This is a genomic window from Paenibacillus sp. 32O-W, from assembly GCF_007679495.1.
Taxonomy (GTDB): domain Bacteria; phylum Bacillota; class Bacilli; order Paenibacillales; family NBRC-103111; genus Paenibacillus_L; species Paenibacillus_L residui.
In genome coordinates, this window is sequence record NZ_VEGP01000045.1 from 1 (window position 1) to 17,428 (window position 17,428).

A 17,428-nucleotide genomic window follows, 5' to 3' on the forward strand; every position below is an offset into this window, starting at 1 on the left:
GATATTTAGCGAAATATTTTCTAACAATTGACGTTATGACTGATTACCAATTACTTACTTGAACTGCATAGGTCATGTTAGACTATTTTCTACAGCAATACGTGCCATATTTTCCAACCACCTCCATTCCGTAAAAAATAGAGTGCTTCAAAAGCTCAAAAACTATTCGTAATTTTCTATTTCTCACCTCGAAATGTAAGCTATAATGTACAGGAAGAATTCATTCGTTATTCGTTAAGCCCAGGGGAGGGACAGGAATGAAGATTTATGCAAGTGTGGATATGGAGGGCATTACCGGAATTGTGCTCAGGGAGCAGTTGATGAGGGGAGAGCCGCTTTACAACGAAGCGCGCCATCTGCTGACACAAGAAGTAAATGCCGTTGTGGAGGGTTTGTTGGAAGCAGGGGCCAAGCATATCGTCGTTAAGGATGCCCATGCTACAGGATTTAACTTTATCCCGGAATTGCTGCATCCCGATGCACTTTATTGTATGGGAGGAACACCGATAGCCGAAAGATTTCCCGGACTGGATTCATCCTTTGACGGGGCTTTGCTGATCGGTTACCACGGTATGGCCGGAACCCGACGGGCGGTCCGCGATCATACGATGAGCTCTGCATCTTACCAGTATACCGAGCTTAACGGAAATCCGGTTGGAGAAATTGTGCTGGACGCCATGCTGTTCGGTCTTCATGACGTTCCCGTCTTGCTCGTAACAGGTGATGATGCCACTTGCCGCGAAGCCAAGCAGGCTCTAGGTACGGTGCATACTTACGAAACCAAGACGGCGCTTGGCCGCCATGCCGCTCTGCTTAAGCCTCCTCGGAAGGTATACTCTGAGATACGAGAGGCCGTCAAGCAGGCCATAGCAGGACGCGACGCGTGTCGTCCGTTAGTCATTCCCGGGCCATATGAGCTTCTGCTGGAGATGAACAGCACCGATTTGGCCGATAGGAGATATGTCGACGGAGAGACGAGCATCCGATTGGATGGAGTAAGGATGTTGTACAAGGATACCGACTTTGTTCGTTTGTTGAGCCGTGCTTTAGTATAGATATTGATAAGAGCCCCGAATGCGCGAAGCTGCGAACCGGGGCTCCCCTGCATAGTACCCGGAATACGCTTCGAAGGCTAAGCGTCACTGTGGGGTACCCGCCAGGAGCTTTTCTCATACCGCCGGGCTGGGGAGAGGAGAGGAGAGGAGAGGAGAGGAGGTCGGCCCTCCATCCGGCTATCCCAGTTGAGACAGCACTTTGTCTAACGCTTCTACAAAAAGCCTGTTCTCCAATTCGGAACCGACCGAAACCCGCAGATGCCCCGTTAATCCCCAAGTACCCCCATACCGGACAATGATGCCTTGCTTAAGTAAATGTTGATAAACACGGTATGCGATTTCCCCTAACTCCACTAATATGAAGTTACTCATGCTGGGGGTGTATGGAAGACCTTTGGCTTCGAAGGCGGCATATAAATAACGGCGGCCTTCTTCGTTAACGGCGAGAGATCTTTGAACGTGCTCTTCATCTGTAAGAGCGGCGACCGCAGCTTTCTGAGCGAGCGTGTTCACGTTGAAAGGCTCCTTCACTCTATGCATGGCCGCGATGATCGGTTCGACGGAGAGCGCGAAGCCGATTCTCAAGCCGGCCAGACCATATATTTTCGAGAAGGTTTGCAGAACAACGACGGATTTATTCCGGCGGACCCAGTCCAACCCATTGGAATAATCCCCGGCCGTCGCGTAGTGGGAGTACGCGCCATCCAGCACCAGAATCACATGGCTGGGCAGTTTCTGAATGAAAGAGTCCAGTGTGGAGCGAGGAATATAGCTTCCGGTCGGATTATGGGGGGAGCATAAGTAGATAATCTTGGTCCGATCCGTGACGGCGGAAGCCATGCGATCCAGGTTATAGTTAAACCGGGGATCCAGTGGAACCTCTACAATTTTCGCCCCCATCAGCTTTCCGCCGAAGGCATACTCGGTAAAAGAAGGAGAGGGGACCAGGACCTCGTCTCCATCCTCCAAATAGGCTTCGGAGAGAAGAGTAATGAGCTCATCGGCACCATTTCCGATCATGACCTGCTGCTCCTGCAGTTGATAATGCAAAGCGATAGCCCGTTTCAGTTCTCCTCCCGAGGAATCGGGATAGCGGTGCAGCTCGGCAAGCTGCTGCATAATCGCTTCGACCGCTTTCGGAGAAGGACCTAACGGATTCTCGTTCGAAGCCAGCTTAACAACCCGTTCCAATCCCCATTCTCGTTGAACCTCCCAAATAGGCTTGCCGGGAGAATAAGGCTCCAGCTGCTCGACTTGTTTACGGGTTGAGGGAAAAATGCTGCCTAAGCTCATGGTTATTGAATCCTCCTTGAAATATAAAATAAACTTTATCACTTTAATTGGATAATACATTAAATTGGTAGCAAAGTAAAGACCATATATTTTTTTGGGCTTTTCATAGCCATTCCAATTACTTTCATGTGTTCATTGAAAATAAAGTGTTAGACTGAAAAATAAAGTGTTAGACCGTGAAAATAAAGTTGTAGTCTGATCGCGAGCAAAGCTAACGGGCAGAACCCTTCAACAGCACCCTTCCGATAGCTTTCTATATAATGCTGAATCTAGGTACATTCCCTAAGTATATTTCATAAGATAATTTGAAAAATGCGTGAAGGGAATGAAAAAAATGTACAATGTTCCTTATATGTATCCATATCCATATCCATATCATGTAAATGTACCAATGTATAACTATGGAGGACAGAATGTTTACAGGACTATGCCTCCTGATACATGGCATGATAATCGATTGGTTTTTCAGTTGAAAGATTATGGACCTGAACCGTTTGTAGTTAATATCAATCAGGCTTCGAAGCAAAACAGTACGTATCGTACCGCTTTATGGACAGGAAATCATTTGCAAGTTACATTGATGAGTATTAACGTTGGCGAAGATATCGGGTTGGAAATTCACCCTAACGTTGACCAATTCCTTCGTATTGAACAAGGTCAAGGGATTGTTCAAATGGGCAAGAGTAAAAATAATTTAAGCTTTGTAAGAAAAGTCTCTGATGACTTTGCCATTGTGGTACCCGCTGGAACATGGCACAATGTAACTAATACAGGCAATATCCCGCTAAAACTTTATTCGATATATGCACCTCCACACCATCCACATGGTACTGTACATGTAACTAAAGCTGATGCTATGGCAGCCGAATAATAATTACTGTGAGTAATAAATTATAATTTTTTACACCCAAGGAATGAACAACATATCCTTGTTGTTGCTGAACTAACGGGATACGTTAGTTGAACAAAGACAGCGGCAGTCTAAGACTTTATTTTTCAAGTCTTGGTCCGCCGCTGTTTCATTTTTATTGTCAGTCTAATACTTATTTTTGGAAGTCTGGCGATTTTTAATCTCATAAAACGCGTTAAATCGCGCCTCTGAGTCTAAAACTTTATTTTCACGGGACATCATGCATGCAAAAGCCGCGCAGAGTTTCTCTGCGCGGCTTGGGGTGTTGCATTTCATTTGGGCGATAAAGATGTTCTCTTAGAGGAAGCATTAATCCTGCCTTGGAGAGAACGCCCGTTTCATAGCATAAAGGAGAATGATTTCTATTAATCAGCAGTATAGAACCATTTCAGTTCTTTGCTGGTAATCAATTTCCGCTGACCCGGCTGGAATTGATAGTACACGTTTAATTTGTACTTGTCTAAAGACTCCAGCTTGAACACCAGCTCCGGATCATTGATGTTGACAACGGCTGTATGGGAGCCCAACTGCAGGGTATTGCCTCCGCCTCCAGGCTGTCCGCCGCCCCCGGATTCCGCGGAGCTTTCCAGGCTGAACTCCTGGGCGTGCTGGAATTTGCCGTCGCTATCCTCGATTTCGATCACCAGCTTGTGATTTTCGGTGTTGCTGACAACCAGTATATCCTTGCCAAACTCGTAATCGAACGAGAACTTCAGGTCGCCACTCAAGAAATTCATCGTGGTGCCGATGTTTTTCATGGACAAGGTGTACGGGAAGAATTCGATATTTCTCAAGTCATCGGACGGCTCTGATTTCTCAAGAGGCAGAGCGAAGGCTAACGGTTGAATATAGGCGTCGGGAACATCCTCTTTCCCGGCCAGCTTGCCTTCTTTGACGGCTTGGCCAATGAATAGTTGCATATCGTTCGTCTCCGCTCCCTGTGGAAGCACTCCGGACAGGTGCAGCAGAGCTTTGCCACCCGGGCTGACTTTCGATTTCAATTCGGAAATATTGAGAGGGTATACTTCTCCGTCAGGATTTACGAAGTGGGCGACCAGTTTGGAGACTTCGTTAAACCGTTTCTCCAGGTTCTCGACCTCCACCAGGGCGACAACAATATTTCCGGTCTTTCCAGTGAACGTATGTACTTCCCTCACCGAATATTGCGCCTTGCGCCCGACATCGTCGATCTTTTGCTTCTGTCCGCTGCCGACGGCCGGCACTACCATCATATCCGAATTATGGACAAACTGGATGAGGTCCTCGACCTTGCCTCCGCCGCTATTGTCTCCACCCGGAACGCCAGGTGCCGGCTGTTGGGAAGTTTCCTTCTTCTCTTGAACATATAGTTTAACATCGGAAAAATCATAGGTGTACGGGATTTTCCCAAGGTATTGAACGGTAATTTCCTGGCCTGGCTGTAAACCAATGACCTTATCCCCGCGAATGATCGTAGCGTCTACCGTTACGGCATCGTCCAGCTTAAAGTACCCGGTAAGGTTAGGGATCGACAGCGATTGGGTGCCGTTGTTCTTCAAAGTAACTTGTGCGGTGAGCAGGTCTTCATCTTCCCAGGGCAGGCGTTTGAGCTCCTCCAGACGAATTCCATAGGTACCGTCTTCGTTGGAAAATTCATAATCCCGACCGACCGATACTTCCTCCTTGGTGGAGTCCGGCAGAATAAATTCCGCAATCGGAACCTGAACGGTCTGATTGTTGCCGAGATCGACGGTTTCCGCTATCTGTAGCTGCCAACCGCTCTCATTGACATCGATTGGAATTGAGCCTGTTAAAGTGACTTCTTTCTTGACGAGCGGGTTAATTACCGTTTCCTTGTCAATTCCGGAGACGTTCAGAGGATACAGGAGTCCCTCGGCTGTCCGCAGGTTGAATTGCAGCTCGGGAAGCTTAGCCCCGCGTTTCCCGGTATTCTCCATCTCGAAATAGATGGTGGGGAGGAAATGGGTATCATTCTTACTGACGGATACGCGCTTGATGCCGTTCTTCATCGGTTCGTTCCCGATCGTGGCCATGCGCTTGGAGCCTACGGCAGTCAGCAGGGAGTAATCTTTCGGTATGGCGACCGATCCGATTGGTTTTTCGAAATCGCTGCGGGAGAAATCCCATTGGATAAAGTTGAAGGATAAATCCTCGAGATTCGTCTTATCGTTTACTTTGGCATAAAACCGGAAATCCATGCTGCTTTTGGCCGGAATTCGGTTCTTGTCTTTGTCCGCTGCGAACAGGGTTACCGGGAAGGAGGTGCCGGAACTGCTCTTAAGGCGCACCCAGTAATCAATAAATTGAATCTCATTATTTCCCTGGTTGTTGACCGTTAATGTAAAGGTGACAATTCTGCCGCTCTCCGCTGCGTTGGACAGGGAAGCCTGCTTCAGTTCGATCGTGTTGTTTCCTCCAATCGATATCGATCCGATGGAGGGTAGTTCTCCAGCCACCACTTCTTCTATGGCCGCGGTATCTTTCGCTCCATCCGCCATAACATGAGACGGCATAGCAGTTCCTGTAGTCAAGACCGCAGCTAATGTCATTACGGCAAATGGATATTTCCAACGTTGTTTCATGTCCGGTGCTCCTCTCTTTGTTGTATAAATTAGAAAGGGAGGGCCTTGCCGGTACGGCAAAGGCCGCTTCCCAACTCTTCACTCTTGATCAAGACGGACTTCGATGACTTGCAATCAGCCTGCCGGAACGGCAATCACTTCGCTGCCGCCTCTATCGAATGAGGAGGCATCCGGATTCTCCTTCATTTGCAGCAGCAAGGCATCGCCTTCTTCCTGCCAAGCTTTTAATGCGTCGCGAATTCCGGTCTTGCCTTCCATGGCTTCATTGAAATATTTTTGTCCCAGCCATACAACATCATAAATATTAGGCAGCTTGCGATAGATTTGATAATCTTCCATAGTTTCCGGAGGTGCGGGCTTAACATTGTAGAAAGCTTCTACGTTATATTCCTCACCGTCGCTGCGTTTCGTATATTTCTTGTTGGAAATCAGATTGTTCGAGCTGCGGGATTTCAGTCTGGCCCAATCTTCCCCGTTCATGAACTCGATATATTTCCATGCCGCTTTGGGATTGGGGGCTTTCGCATTAATCGCCATCAGTTCGCTAAATCCGAAGTTATAACTGCTTCCGTCCGGTGCCGTAGGAACCGATACAATATCCCATTGAATCGGAGTGTAGCCTTCGATGTTGTCCGCTTCTTTGTTCGCATTGATCAGTTCCTTGATTTCATAGAGCGAGATGATTGTCATCGCGAGCCGGCCCGATAGGAAATCGTTATAGCCAAAAGGGTTGTCATTATTGAATCGGCTGAAATCCTCCGGATTGTTCGGGTCCATGAAAGGGATAACTTTATCTTTGCCGAGCTGAATAATCGTTTTCCATACTTCTTCCCAACTATCGGAGTCGACAGTCATTTTCTCCCCTTCTTTGTCAAAGGTGCGCAAACGTAAAACATTGGCATAATTCTGCACAGTACTGAAAAGATCGCTGCCGCCGTACGAATAGAAATTAAAGCCGTATTGGCTTCCGTCGTCCTTGCTGACCCGCTTGGCAAGATCGAAAAGATCGTTCCAGCTCATGCCGTCGGTCGGATACCCTACTCCCGCTTCATCGAACATAGCTTTATTATAAACGAGTGCGGAAGAATAGAAAGTAGGAGAAAGGGCATAAATTTGTCCGTTTCCGACCTGTTTGATTCCATCAAGGACTGCCGGGACGATATCCTCTGTATTGAATTTATTTTCCTTGATCATCGGTTCAAGCGGAGAAAGCAGGTTCTCATTAACCAGTTCAGGCATCTGATCATAACTGAACAAGACTACATCGGGCGGGTTAGGCCCTTGCATCGCCTCTTTCAATTTGACCATCGGATCTTCTTCCTCTTCCCTCGGACCCCGGGAGTAACGGTAATTTTCTCCCAATTGAACAATTTCTACTTCGATATTCTTATACTCCAATTCGAACAGTTCCGTATACTCCCTGCGGAAATATTCCTCGTCAAACCATCCGGTAGTGGTGGCGATGCGAAGCGTCTGCGGAGTCTCCTGTTTCGCGTCTCCTGTGAAGGAACAGGCCGCTAATGCTGGAGTCAGCAAAGACAGCGACAGTGCCGAAGCCCATAATTTTCTTTTGTTCATGTTTGGTCCCCCTCCAATGATTTAGGTGGCTTGATAATAATTTTCTCTCCATCAAATTCCATGGAAGCTTTGTTTCCTATATTTAATGCTTCCAGGAAAGTCTTCGGAACCTGCAGTCTTCCGACGCGGTCCAATACAACAAACTCCTCATGAACCTCGTTAAGATGGTGGCCCTGTGCGGAATGATCCAGATTCGGATTGCGCTTGATAAATTCGGTACTCGTTAATCCGTCACGGATAGCGACAACCCGGTCCACCTTGCTGGCCAGAGACAGGTCATGGGTAACGATGACAATCGTCACTCCCAATTCGCGATTTAAACGGCGGAATGTATCCATGATTAAGTCCGATGTCATGGAGTCCACGGAGCCTGTAGGTTCGTCGGCCAGCAGCAGGGAGGGGCGGTTGGCCAGCGAGATCGCAATGGCGACCCGCTGCTGCTCTCCTCCGGATAACTGCGTCAGCCTGTTATTGACCCGTTCCTTCAGCCCGACCCACTCCAGCAGCTGCAGGGCATAGGCCCGGTCTACCTTGCCTCCCAGCATCATGGGAGTCTCCACATTCTCCAGAGCCGTGAGGTAAGGGAGCAGGTTGCGCGCATTATTCTGCCATACAAAGCCGACTGTTTTGCGCTTGTATTCGACCAATTGCTTGTCGGTTATTTTAAGTAAGTCCCATTCTCCTACACGAACCTGACCGGCGGACGGCCGGTCCAGGCCGCCCAATATGTTCAGGAAGGTAGACTTGCCGCTTCCGCTGTTTCCGATGATCGCCATCATTTCGCCCTGCTTGACTTCTATGTTTAAGCCTTGAAGAGCGACAACCTCGATATCATCGGTTTTGAATATCTTGACAAGTCCTTCGCAATGAATCATCGTCTTATCGCTCCTCTCCCATTTTTACAGCTTGATGAACACGAAGTCTGCGGATATGAGCGAACAAGAGCGCTGCTCCTGTCAGCATCATGAAGGCAACGACGATGTACAACTGATTGGTATCCTTCGCATCGAAGATAACGCGGAATGGCGGTACCTGCTGTTTGACGTCGTCGGCAGTTTGCAGGAACGGCAAGAACAGATAACTGGTCAGCTTGCCGATACCGATTCCGACTGCAATAGCCAGCCCTGCGGTGAAAACCTGCTCCATAAGAAGCATGAAGGTCAATTGTTTTCGCTTGAGCCCCATCGCCCTCAGTACGCCGAATTGTACGACCCGGCCGGACAGGTTAAAGAACCAGAACAGCAGATAACCGATTAGAGAAACCAGTACCGATACAAGGAAGCCAAGACTGAGAATGCCGAATACTCCTCCGCGGGACGGATGCTTGTTCTGCGAAATCAATTCGCTGCGGACATCCTTCACGCTGGCAACCTCGATATTCTGCCGGGCCAATTCTTCCAGAATCGGAGCGACCTTGGCTCCTTCCTCCATCTTCAGCCATACTTCATAAGGCAGAAGAGGGACCTGATCGTAAATGTACTCCAGATTGGCGACGAAGAAGGGAGATTGCTCGGGATATTGTCCTGGCCAGTATGGCAGAATACCGACGACAACAAATTCCACGGGCTGCTGCTGAATGGAAATGGTCAGGACGTCGCCTTCCTTCAACTGATACCTCTCCGCGAAATTGCTTGGAATGAGAACCGATTGCTCGTAAATTCCCAACTGGTTAAGATACTGATGCGGCTTGTATGGGAACAAGTCATCCCGGAACCAGGCGACATGATAGTATTGATCATTGTCAATCCCGATTAGAGTACCTTGGCCGGCCGATCTTCCGGAGACGAGGACGCTCCCTTTGGTCTGAAGAACACGGGCTGCATGTTCAACGCCCTCCATCTGGCGGAAAATTTCGAATGGGGGCTCTAAATATCGCAATTGGGATGGTGGGACGTTGCCTGGGCCCCCCGGGCCTCCAGGCCCTCCGGGACCTCCGGGACCGATGGGATTTCCGCCTCCCGAGTTCCCCCCGCCAGTATTCCCTCCGCCCGTATTGCCTCCGTTGTCGCCTTGACCATTGTCGGGTCTGCGGTCACGGGGCAGATCGTCCGAGACGGTGTCCCAGACGGTTTGGATTACGACATCCGTTCCAAATTGATAAAGAGTCCGTTCCGTCGAGTTCAAATCGATGGTTCGCGCAGCCGAGGAGTTATAGATTCCAAGACCGAGCGTCAGCATGAGCAGCAGCATCAACGGATAGTACGTCATTGCCGAGCGTGAGAGCTGATTCAGCGTCAAATAAGACGATACGGACAGGAACGGTTTGCAAATCCAGCCCAGCAACTTGAGCAGCCATGGAAATATTCTTAGTACAATCAAGCCAAGCGAAAAGATCGAGATGGCCGGTATGAAGAACAGCAGCGGCTGAACCTGCATTTGATCGGCGGACAGTCCGGTTTGCATACTGAAGAACTGTCTCTGTTGAAACAAGTACCATCCGTATCCGACAAGGCCAAGCAGAGCGACATCCAGAAACCAGCGCTGCCAGAAAGGCCTCTTCGTTCTGGCCAACTTCTGTTTGTGTGTCACGATGGACGATCTGGCGAAGGTGATGGCCGGAATCAGGCTGGCCGCGATGGCGATCAGTACGGCACCTGCGCCATAGAGCCACATCTCGATGGAGAAGCCTACCGGTATGGATTTACGGTCAACGAAGGTCAGGAATCCGCTGCTAGCTCCGATGCTCTTCGCCATAAACCAGCCTATCAAGGTACCGATAATAAGAGCGGTGCCGCCAAGCAGAACACCTTCCAGGAAGAAAATATTAATGATCTGCCTGGTGCTTCCCCCGCGGGAACGTAGAACTGCAATGTCATTGCGCTGTCTTTCCAAGGCTTGGCGGGAATTCATTATGATGTAGTAAAACACCATCGCGATCATCGGTGCCGCCAGAGTAAACAACAGGAACTGAAGCTGCATTCCCTGCTTGCGGAATTCTCCAAGCAAATCCAGGAAGGAAATATCCACTTTCGTATCCTTCAACTGCTGATACAGGTTAATGTCGAGCCGCTCCAGCTTTCTTTCCAAACTCGCAATTTGACTTGTCTGAATATCCTTCAGATCGAAGGCATAGTACCAGTTGGACATACTAAGCGGGATTTTCTTGTTTTCCAGCAATTCCTTCTGAAAAACTCCCTCGTCTACCAGCATAGTATTCAGAAGCGATTCCATTTGCTGAAACCAATAGGGACTGGTTTCCTGCTTCGGCTTGAATACCCCTACGATCTTGATTTTGACGGGCGGAATGCCGAAACCGCCGGAAATCGGGTAGTTATATACCTCGCCTACCCGTAAATCATTGCGGTATAACGCTTCATCCAGCATGATGACTTCAACGGCCCCGTCCTTGATTTCCTTGGAATACAGGGAACCGGATGTAATTTCGATCTGCTCCTCCAAGTCTGAATAGGAGGACAGGGTCATCTGCCTGCGCTGGGTCGATTCGATTCGGGATGAATCGACCGGTGTAATGGAAGCGCCGCGGATGGATTGGCTCCTTACAAAGACGGAATAAGGAAAGCCCAGATCCTGCGGAACCTGCTCCCGTATGTATCGATCTACCTCATTAACGTCTGCCAGTTCCGGCCGGTCAGAGCCCACCGCCTGGTAACGCATCAGCAAGGAGCCGGGAGGCATGCCGCCTTCCAATTCCTGCAGTGATTTGGCGACTACCCGCTTCAAAGCTCCGTCCGCATACATCGGAATGCTTGTCGTAAAGGAGACCGCCACTATTAATCCGACCAGGGAACTTAGTGTCAGCCATCGGGTGTTCCACATTTTTCGAATAAGAAAACGAAGCATAGCCATAAGCTCTATTTACCTACTACTTTCTGGCCGGGAGTCAATCCCTTGAGAATTTGCACTTCCGTAGAGTTCTGCAGGCCGACTTCGACATCAACTTCCCGTTTATTGCCGTTCTCATCAACAACCTGGACATAGTTGCGGCCGCCCACCGATCTTAATGCGGATGGAGGAATCAGGATGGCATCTTCAATCCGCTCGTAAATGACGGTGACACTTAGACGGGTCCCGCGCGAAACGTTCTCCGGCATTTGATCCAATTGAACGAGCATGTAGTTGTCGATGGTATCCTTCTGATTTTCGTTGCCTCCCCATCTGCCGGACTGATTGTTATTGGGATCCGCTTTCGGACTGGGGAGCTGCAGAATTTTACCCTTGTGCTGTCCGGCGGCATTGATGTCGACAATAGCTTCCATCCCAATGGCTACATTCTTGAGATCATCCGCATTGAGAGTTGCTGCAACGGTCAGCGTGGACAAATCGGCGAGAACCGCTACAGTATCGAATGCTTTTGGAGAATCTCCTTTCTTCATATAAACTCCAACGATACTTCCGGAGAAGGGGGCATAGAGCTTCGACTTGGAGATACTTTCCTCCAGCTCAGCCATTTCTTCCTTCTTGATTTGGAAGTCCAGCTTCGCCTGTTCGATCTGATCCGAGGTTTTGTCCCCGCTGTCGCGAAGCACCTCGATCAAGGCGAGCTCCTCTTTCTTGTGCTGCAGTCTTTTCTGTCTCAGTTGGCTTTCCAGATCGGAAACGTCCAACTCGGCAATGAGCTGGCCGGCTTCCACATAATCTCCGGTCTGAACATAAATTTCCTTGATGCGCTTGTTCTCTTCAGAGAAGAACAGCTCTTCTTCTTTAAGCGACATAAGCTTTCCGGATCCCTTGACCGTCTTCTGCAAGGAGCCGGTCTTCACTTCATACTCGGGCTTGGTGGAGAGCTTCGGCGGATTAATGACCGGAAGCTCCTCTTCTTCTTCCTCCTTGGGGAGAAGGGAGCAGCCGGAGAAGAGAATTACGGATAAACATAGCAAGGAAATCGCTAGAATTCGCCACTTAGACTTGTTGGGGCTGAATGAACTTGCCATCCACCATTTCGAAAACATGGTCGGCTACCTCCAAAATCGTAGGATCGTGTGTTGTCATACAAATTGTTACTTCCTCTAAATCAATAATTCTGCGAAAAACCGACATGACCTGCGCTCCCATCTGGGAATCCAGCTCCGCCGTCGGTTCGTCCGCCAGGATAAGGCTGGGACGATGGGCAATGGCCTTGGCTATCGCCACCCGCTGCTGCTCTCCCCCGGACATTTCGAAAGGACGATGCTTCATTCGTTTGCTCAGTCCTACCAGATCCAGACAGTATTCCACTCTTTCCTTCCATTGGGATTTGGGAATGGTTTTCGACATGCGGAGCGAAAGTTCTACATTCTCCCAAGCGGAGAGAAGCGGTAGAAGAGCATAGGTCTGAAAAATAAATCCGATGTCTCTCCTCCGGATCTCCGTTCTCTGGTCATCCTTCAAACGGTGAAAGGGATGTCCCCGGAATATGATTTCTCCCTCATCAGGCTGGTCAAGGCCGCCGATCAGGTTGAGCAGCGTTGTCTTGCCTGAACCGGAACGCCCTCTTAACATAAACAGCCGTCCCGGCTCCAGCGTCATATCGATTCCTTTGAGAACATGGATTTTACGCCCTGCAGTCTGGAAAGTTCGCTGGACCGACCGGACGGTGAGCAAAGACTCGCCGGATTCTACTACTCCCCCCATTCTTAACCTCCTTTTTGTCATTGTCATTAAAAATGGCGCCGCTTAGGGACACCTTGTCTGGAGATAGGGCTAGATGATATCTAACACCCCTGCTTCTGGCACTCTTAATTCTATTAATCACTCTATGAGTTCCCAGTAATACTAAATCAGACACGGCAAATAATGGGTAACAATTTGGTTACGAATCCCATCATTCGACAATCCTCTCCTTTTTTTCCATCCGGGAAGGGAGATTCAAGAATATGAATCGGCCTATCGATGGCGCGAAAGCGGCAGTAACCTCGAGGACTTTGTATACGTTTCTGCAGATGTTTATCCAATCCGGGAAATGATCGAGAGCAAGAATGCCGGGTGGAAGAAGAATAGTGGCCAGACTCCTACATTAAATATGACGATTCAAAACTAGAAAAAGTTTCAAATTTCCCGATATTTTTTAGAAAAATATGCTATTTGCCATAAAAATTGAAAATTCAGACATCATGTCACGTTGTGATGGGGAGAAGTGCTTTAATTATTTTTAGGCTATCGCGCAAAGCCGGATTTTGGCATAATAGACGAAATAGGAGAGTCAACGGATGAATCAGTGAAGCAGGTGAATACTTTTGAATAGAAAAGGATGGATTTTTGCCTTAATTATTTGGTTGGCTGCAGTGTCGTGGACCGGGACCTGCTCAGCTTCCGTCAATTTGCTGCAGAATGCCGGATTTGAAAATAAAAGTGAGGCGTGGGCGGCCGATAGCTGGATCTCCGGGAAGGAGGCAACGCGATTCGCTGTTGAGCATGGGGAGGGCGCCCGCAGCGGATCGTTCTTCCTTCTCATAGAAAGCACGGTGCCCAACGATGCCAAATGGGTGCAGAGCGTATCGGTCAAGCCGGATACACTCTATCGGCTGTCCGGCTGGATTAAAGCGGAGCAGATCCCCGAAGGAATGAAGGGGGCCAATCTGTCTGTTCTCGGAACGATCGAAACGTCAGCCGATTTCCGGGATACGCAAGGTCAATGGGAGTATGTAGAACTATACGGGAGGACGGGGCCGGAGCAGCAGAAGCTGGAGGTCGCCTTGCGCCTCGGCGGCTATGGCAGCCTGAATACGGGGCGTGTCTACTTCGATGATGTGGCTTTCGAGGAAGTTGAAGGGCTGCCCGCCGGGGCCGAACCGGTGTCCTTCGCTCCCGCCGAGACACAATTGGATACCGATGGCGGCCCGGATGCCGGGAACGCGAAGGTCTCCTTATTCTCGCCGCTTGTCTACGCGCTCCTGTTCTTCCTCGGATTTGCCGTTCTTTATCACTGGCGAATCCGTCAAGAATGGAGGCTGTCCGGACAGAGCTCTGGCGGCGCGGCGGAATGGGTGGCTCTGCTGCTCTCCTCCGCTTTGCTGCTGCGCTTGTGGATTGCTGTCAAGGTGCACGGGCACCCCGGAGATATGGCTACATTCGCATATTGGGCAAGAGATGCGGTAGAAGCGGGGCTGACCGGATTTTATGATCAAACGACTTTCGCGGACTATCCGCCGGGCTATATTTATATCTTGTACTTATTGGGTAAAGGCCAGGAATGGCTGGGGCTCTCCGCATCTTCGACTGCGCTTGCCGTCTGGATGAAGCTTCCCGCCATTCTGGCCGACCTGGCCGCATCGCTTCTCGTTTACCGGATGGCCTCCGCCCGGCTGTCCCGTCCCGCGGCGGTCGGATTGGCTGCACTTTACGCGTTCAATCCCGCAGTTTTGGTGAATTCGGCAGCCTGGGGACAGGTGGACTCTTTCTTCACTTTCTTTCTGGTGCTGGCTGTGCTTCAGGTACAAGGAAGGAAGATGACCGCAGCCAGCGTCTGGTTCGCGCTTGCCGTTCTTATCAAGCCGCAGGCGCTCATATTCACTCCCGTATTGCTGCTGGGATTCGCCCGGGAACGCAGCTGGAGGCAATTGGGAACGGGATTTGTGGCCGGGGCCGCAGTCTTTATTGCAGGCGTCCTGCCATTTGCGTTACATAAACCGCTGTTGTGGGTATTTAAGCTCTATCTGGAAACTCTGCAGTCTTACCCTTACGCAACTCTCAATGCCTTCAATCTGTTTGCGCTGACAGGAGGCAACTGGGTTTCTCAGGAACAGAAGCTTCTGTTCCTGTCCTACCAGACTTGGGGGTGGCTGTTTATTGTCGCGGTCACCATCTTTACTGCCTTTTTGTTCTTCAAACGCAAGAAAGGTACGGAGCCCGATTATTGTTTAATGGCTCTTGTTCTGATTTCGGTCGTATTTGTCCTAGGCGTTAAGATGCACGAAAGGTATCTTTTTCCCGCACTCCTTCTGGCTCTGCTCAGCTTCATCCAATCCGGGGATCGGAGGGTGCTGCACTTGTTCGTCGGCTTCAGCATCACTTCCTACGTTAACGTAAGCTATGTGCTTGCGCACGGGTTGGAGCATATGTACGCCGTCGGACGGTTTGACGGGCTGCTGCTGCTGACGTCTCTGGCTAATGTTCTGCTGTTGGCATTGTTGATCAAGACCGCCTGGGACCGGTTCGTTAATGGAAAAGTGCGGCCGGTGTATGATCCTGATGAGGAGGCGGTTTGGGTGAGGAGGGCGGAGGAAGCTTCGCAGGAGCAGCATGGGAGCGTTAGAAACCGCTGGAAAAGGAAAGACTGGATTCTGATATCGTTTCTCACCGTAATCTATGCCGCAGTTGCATTATTCCAGCTTGGCTCCTTCCGGGCGCCCGAACAATCGTGGAAGCCTTCCAGGGACGGCGAGGCCGTCATCGTGGATTTTGGCGATGAACGGCTGATTGACCGGACGAACGCCTTCGGCGGAATCGGGGATGGCCGGTTCCGGCTTGAATTTGCTGCGGAGAACGGGGATTGGGGCGAGCCCAAAACGGTAGACATGAACTATGTCAAAGTGTTTACCTGGACCAGCGTCCCGGTAGATGTGAAGGCACGTTATGCCAGGATTACGGCTGAACGTTCAGGCTTCGAGCTTAAGGAGCTGGCCTTCTTCGTCAAGGATGCGGCGGAGCCGCTTCCCGTCCGCTCGATCCGGACTGAGGGCGGAGCGGTGGAGGAGGCTGCCCGGCACTTATTCGACGAGCCGAATGCGGCGGTCTATCATCCGACCTTCCTGCACGGCACCTACTTTGACGAAATCTATCATGCAAGGGCGGCCTATGAGCATTTGGAGAGCATCAAACCTTACGAGAACACACATCCGCCATTGGGCAAAGAGCTGATCGCCGCCGGGGTGGCCGTGTTCGGAATGAATCCTTTCGGCTGGCGGATAGTGGGTACTTTATTCGGAATCGCGATGATTCCAATCATCTATGTGTTCGCCTTCCGCATGTTTGGGGCCACTCGTTATGCCTTTATCGCTTCTTTCCTGTTTGCCTGCGATTTTATGCATTTCGCCCAAACCCGGATAGCGACCATTGACGTTTACGGCGTGTTTTTCATCATGCTCATGTACTATTTTATGTACCGTTACTATCAAATGAATATGTATCGGGACGGCCTGAGGAAGACGCTGGTCCCCTTGTTCTGGTCCGGGCTGTTCTTCGGCATCGGGGCGGCGAGCAAGTGGATAGTGATTTATGGAGGAGTGGGACTCGCTTTCCTGTTTTTTCTCACTCTGTATGAGAGATACCGCGAATATTCCGCCGTGCGGCGAAATAAGGCTGAGGTCAGTAACTTGAATGCTGCGGAATCGGCGGACTCCGCGGGAAGCGGTGCCTCGGCAGCGGAGGTTCTTGCTTTTCCAAGGATGGCGCTGGCCAGTGTGTTATGGTGCTCTTTGTTCTTTGTCATCCTTCCGCTCATTATTTACAGCTTGTCTTTTGTCCCGATCATGATGACCGCGGGTGAAGAAGTAAGCCTGGCCAAATTGATACAATATCAGAAGGATATGTTCGATTACCACAGCCAGCTGGTTGCGGAGCATTCGTTCTCTTCCCCCTGGTGGGAATGGCCGTTCATGGCTCGTCCGATCTGGTATTACTCCGGCCAATCTCTGCTCCCGGAAGGACAAGTTTCGAGCATTGTGTCCATGGGGAATCCGGCGATTTGGTGGCTGGGCACGCTGGCGGTTCTGGCGGTCATTGTGTGGCTGTTCAAGAACCGGCACCGGGGGATGCTGGTCGCGGTGACCGCATTTCTCTCACAGTACATCCCTTGGATGCTCGTTCCCAGACTGACGTTTATCTATCACTTCTTCGCGATGGTGCCTTTTCTGATTCTGTGCCTGACCTTTATTTTTAAAAAGGGAATAGAAGCGCGGCCGCAGATGAAAATACCGATCTATGCCTATTTGGGCTTATGTCTCGTTCTCTTCGCCATGTTCTATCCCATCTTGTCCGGCATGATCATCAGCAAAGAATATGCAGGCCTGTTAAAGTGGTTTCCATCTTGGTATTTTTATAGTTAGAAGCTGTGAGCCGCATGTGTCAAGGAG

10 protein-coding genes are annotated in these 17,428 nt (G+C 50.0%); 3 read left to right on the forward strand and 7 right to left on the reverse strand.

All coding sequences use genetic code 11. The features are described 5' to 3' along the window. Positions 1–257 precede the first annotated feature (257 nt). Complete coding sequence (locus tag FS806_RS17040; RefSeq protein WP_144939037.1) at positions 258–1,055, forward strand: M55 family metallopeptidase; 798 nt, start codon at positions 258–260, stop codon at positions 1,053–1,055. Between the two features lie 177 nt (positions 1,056–1,232). Here FS806_RS17040 and hisC read toward each other — a convergent pair whose 3' ends face one another. After that, positions 1,233–2,348: a histidinol-phosphate transaminase gene (hisC, locus tag FS806_RS17045; protein WP_144939039.1), complete on the reverse strand. Its 1,116-nt coding sequence runs from the start codon at positions 2,346–2,348 to the stop codon at positions 1,233–1,235. A gap of 334 nt (positions 2,349–2,682) precedes the next feature. On the opposite strand from hisC, the gene FS806_RS17050 reads away from it, so the two are divergent. After that, positions 2,683–3,219, forward strand: a complete 537-nt coding sequence (locus tag FS806_RS17050; protein ID WP_007780203.1) for a cupin domain-containing protein — start codon at positions 2,683–2,685, stop codon at positions 3,217–3,219. Positions 3,220–3,623: 404 nt separating this feature from the next. Here FS806_RS17050 and FS806_RS17055 read toward each other — a convergent pair whose 3' ends face one another. The 6 genes from FS806_RS17055 to FS806_RS17080 form a co-directional block, all read right to left on the reverse strand. Further along, the gene (locus tag FS806_RS17055; RefSeq protein ID WP_144939041.1) at positions 3,624–5,840 is read right to left on the reverse strand and encodes a hypothetical protein; all 2,217 of its coding nucleotides are present in this window, start codon (positions 5,838–5,840) and stop codon (positions 3,624–3,626) included. 114 nt (positions 5,841–5,954) lie between these two features. After that, positions 5,955–7,418, reverse strand: coding sequence for an ABC transporter substrate-binding protein (locus tag FS806_RS17060; RefSeq protein ID WP_144939043.1), 1,464 nt, complete (start codon positions 7,416–7,418; stop codon positions 5,955–5,957). Further along, on the reverse strand, positions 7,415–8,293 hold the full coding sequence (locus FS806_RS17065) for an ABC transporter ATP-binding protein (RefSeq protein ID WP_144939045.1): 879 nt from the start codon (positions 8,291–8,293) through the stop codon (positions 7,415–7,417). Before FS806_RS17065 ends, FS806_RS17060 begins: the two co-directional genes overlap by 4 nt. 4 nt (positions 8,294–8,297) lie before the next feature. Further along, the gene (locus FS806_RS17070; protein ID WP_144939047.1) at positions 8,298–11,225 is read right to left on the reverse strand and encodes an ABC transporter permease; all 2,928 of its coding nucleotides are present in this window, start codon (positions 11,223–11,225) and stop codon (positions 8,298–8,300) included. 5 nt (positions 11,226–11,230) lie between these two features. Continuing rightward, on the reverse strand, positions 11,231–12,328 hold the full coding sequence (locus FS806_RS17075; RefSeq protein ID WP_144939049.1) for an efflux RND transporter periplasmic adaptor subunit: 1,098 nt from the start codon (positions 12,326–12,328) through the stop codon (positions 11,231–11,233). Next, positions 12,279–12,989 (reverse strand): ABC transporter ATP-binding protein, encoded by a 711-nt coding sequence (locus FS806_RS17080; RefSeq protein ID WP_225312773.1) that lies wholly within the window; start codon positions 12,987–12,989, stop codon positions 12,279–12,281. The genes FS806_RS17075 and FS806_RS17080 overlap by 50 nt, the downstream gene beginning before the upstream one ends. 602 nt (positions 12,990–13,591) lie before the next feature. Between FS806_RS17080 and FS806_RS17085 the strand changes: the two genes are divergently transcribed. Next, positions 13,592–17,401 carry a glycosyltransferase family 39 protein gene (locus tag FS806_RS17085; RefSeq protein WP_144939053.1) on the forward strand — a complete coding sequence of 1,270 codons (3,810 nt, stop codon included), beginning with the start codon at positions 13,592–13,594 and terminating at the stop codon, positions 17,399–17,401. Positions 17,402–17,428 lie beyond the last annotated feature (27 nt).